Here is a 1,977-nt window from a genome sequence, read left to right on the forward strand (position 1 = left end):
CGAATGTGGTCCCCGGAAGGAGTGTCTTCCGGGGACCACATCGGTGATCAGGACTGCCGTCGTGCCCCTGTCGGTGGGGGTGGAGGGCGGGGGGCGGTCGGTGGCGCGGTGTCCGTGACCGTGCGTGTTGTCAGTACGCGATGTTCGCGCAGTTGGAGGAGACCTCGATCTCGCCCGTGGGGGAGAGTGCGCTGGTCGCGGTGGTGGTGCCGGCGTAGGTGTCGCACTCGTTGGTCTGGTGCGCCTGGCCGGTTCCGTCGACGTTGATGCAGTTGGAGTCGAAGGTGATGTCGCCGGTCGGCGCGGTCACCACGGTGTCCGCGATGGTGCCGGTGTTGGTGCTGCACGCGTTGCGCTGGCTGGACCCGCTGTGGTCGAACAGGTCGCCGAGGCCGTGGGCGCTGGCGCCGCCCGCGCCGCCGAGGACCAGTGCGCCGGCAACCGCGCTCAGAAAGGCTGCCTTCTTGCCAATGTGCATTACTGCCTCCGTAGTGAAACCAAGTCGCGGATGTTCGCAGACACCCGACTAACGAAGACTGCCGGTGAAAGGCATCGGGGTGGCATCGGACTTCACCCGGCCGCCGCAGTAGGCATATCTTCATCATCGGCGTCGCGTGTTCAATCCGGTGACACGCGTGTGGTCCCCGGAAGGAGTGCCTTCCGGGGACCACGTCGGTGATCGCTGATCGCGTCCGTTCCGCCGACTCGTGGGGTGGAGGGTGTCGGACGGTCGGCAGTTCAGTTCCGGTCACCGCCGGCGATGTTGACGCACCTGGTGGTGTTGTCGATCTCTGGTGCCGGGGCGAGCGGGGAGACCGTGAGGGGTCCGACGGTCGAGGTCGTCGCGCAGTCGTTGCTCTGCTCCGACACGCTCGATCCGCTGTAGTTGACGCAGGTGGTCCCGTTCCTGATGGGCTTCGTCGGGGCCAGTGAGAGGTTGACCGCGACGGGTCCGACGACCGAGTTCGTGGAGCATTCGTTGCTCTGTTCCGACACGCCCGACTCGCTGTAGTTGACGCACGTCGTCTCGGTCGAGGCGGTCCCCACCGCGGTCAGCGGGGTGGCGATGTCCACCGGTCCGAGGATCGAACTCGTGCTGCACTCGTTGCTCTGGCGTCCCCCGCCGTTCTGACCGGGTACCCGGCCGGAGCCGTGGTCGACGGCAACCGCGCCACCCGCACCACCGAGGACCAACGCACCGACCGTCGCAGCCAAGAGAGCCGCCCTTTTGCCACCGTACACAGAAGCCTCCATAGGGTTTCCCGCGGTATCCGCGAACATCTGACTAACGACACCAACCGGCCAAAGCCTCCGGGACACACACAGATTCACCCACCCGCCGCAGTAGACATATCTTCACCCGGCCGGCACCCCACTCGCCCGGAACGCGAATGTGGTCCCCGGAAGGAGTGCCTTCCGGGGACCACATCGGCGACCGGAACTCCCGCCGTGCCGCCGCCCGCGGGGGGCGAAGAACGCCGGACGGTCAGTGGCTCGGCGTCCGTGACCGCGCGTGTCGTCAGAAGGCGATGTTCGCGCAGTTGGAGGAAACCTCGACCTCGCCCGTGGGGGACAGTGCGCTGGTCACGGCGGTGGTGCCGGCGGAGGTGTCGCACTCGTTGGTCTGGTGCGCCCAGCCCGTCCCGTCGACGTTGATGCAGTTGGATTCGAAGGTGAGGTCACCGGTCTGCGCGGTCCCCGCGGTGTCCGCGATGGTGCCGGTGCTGGTGCTGCACTCGTTGCGCTGGCTGGACCCGCTGTGATCGAACAGGTCACCGAAGCCCTGGGCACTGGCCCCACCCGCGCCGCCGAGGACCAGCGCGCCGGCAACCGCGCTCAGAAAGGCTGCCTTCTTGCCAATGTGCATTACTGCCTCCGTGTTGAAACGACCCCGCGGGTATCCGCAGACACCCGACTAACGAAGACCAGCAACGAAGGCACCGGCACAGCACCCGACTTCACCCACCCACCGCAGTA

General features: G+C 67.0%; 3 protein-coding genes. All 3 read right to left on the reverse strand.

Annotated elements, in window-relative coordinates; all coding sequences use genetic code 11:
* Window positions 1-130: 130 nt before the first annotated feature.
* The 3 genes from ACIBH3_RS35895 to ACIBH3_RS35905 all read right to left on the reverse strand — a co-directional run bounded on the left by ACIBH3_RS35895 (window position 131) and on the right by ACIBH3_RS35905 (window position 1,867).
* A complete protein-coding gene (locus tag ACIBH3_RS35895; RefSeq protein WP_396316312.1) occupies window positions 131-478 on the reverse strand; it encodes a hypothetical protein in 348 nt (115 codons plus the stop codon).
* 260 nt (window positions 479-738) lie between these two features.
* Entirely contained in the window at window positions 739-1,215 is a 477-nt protein-coding gene (locus ACIBH3_RS35900) for a hypothetical protein (protein ID WP_396316313.1), read from the reverse strand.
* A gap of 304 nt (window positions 1,216-1,519) precedes the next feature.
* On the reverse strand, window positions 1,520-1,867 hold the full coding sequence (locus tag ACIBH3_RS35905; RefSeq protein WP_396316314.1) for a hypothetical protein: 348 nt from the start codon (window positions 1,865-1,867) through the stop codon (window positions 1,520-1,522).
* Between the last annotated feature and the right edge of the window lie 110 nt (window positions 1,868-1,977).

It is taken from the genome of Kitasatospora sp. NPDC050543 (genome assembly GCF_044457565.1).
Lineage (GTDB): Bacteria > Actinomycetota > Actinomycetes > Streptomycetales > Streptomycetaceae > Kitasatospora.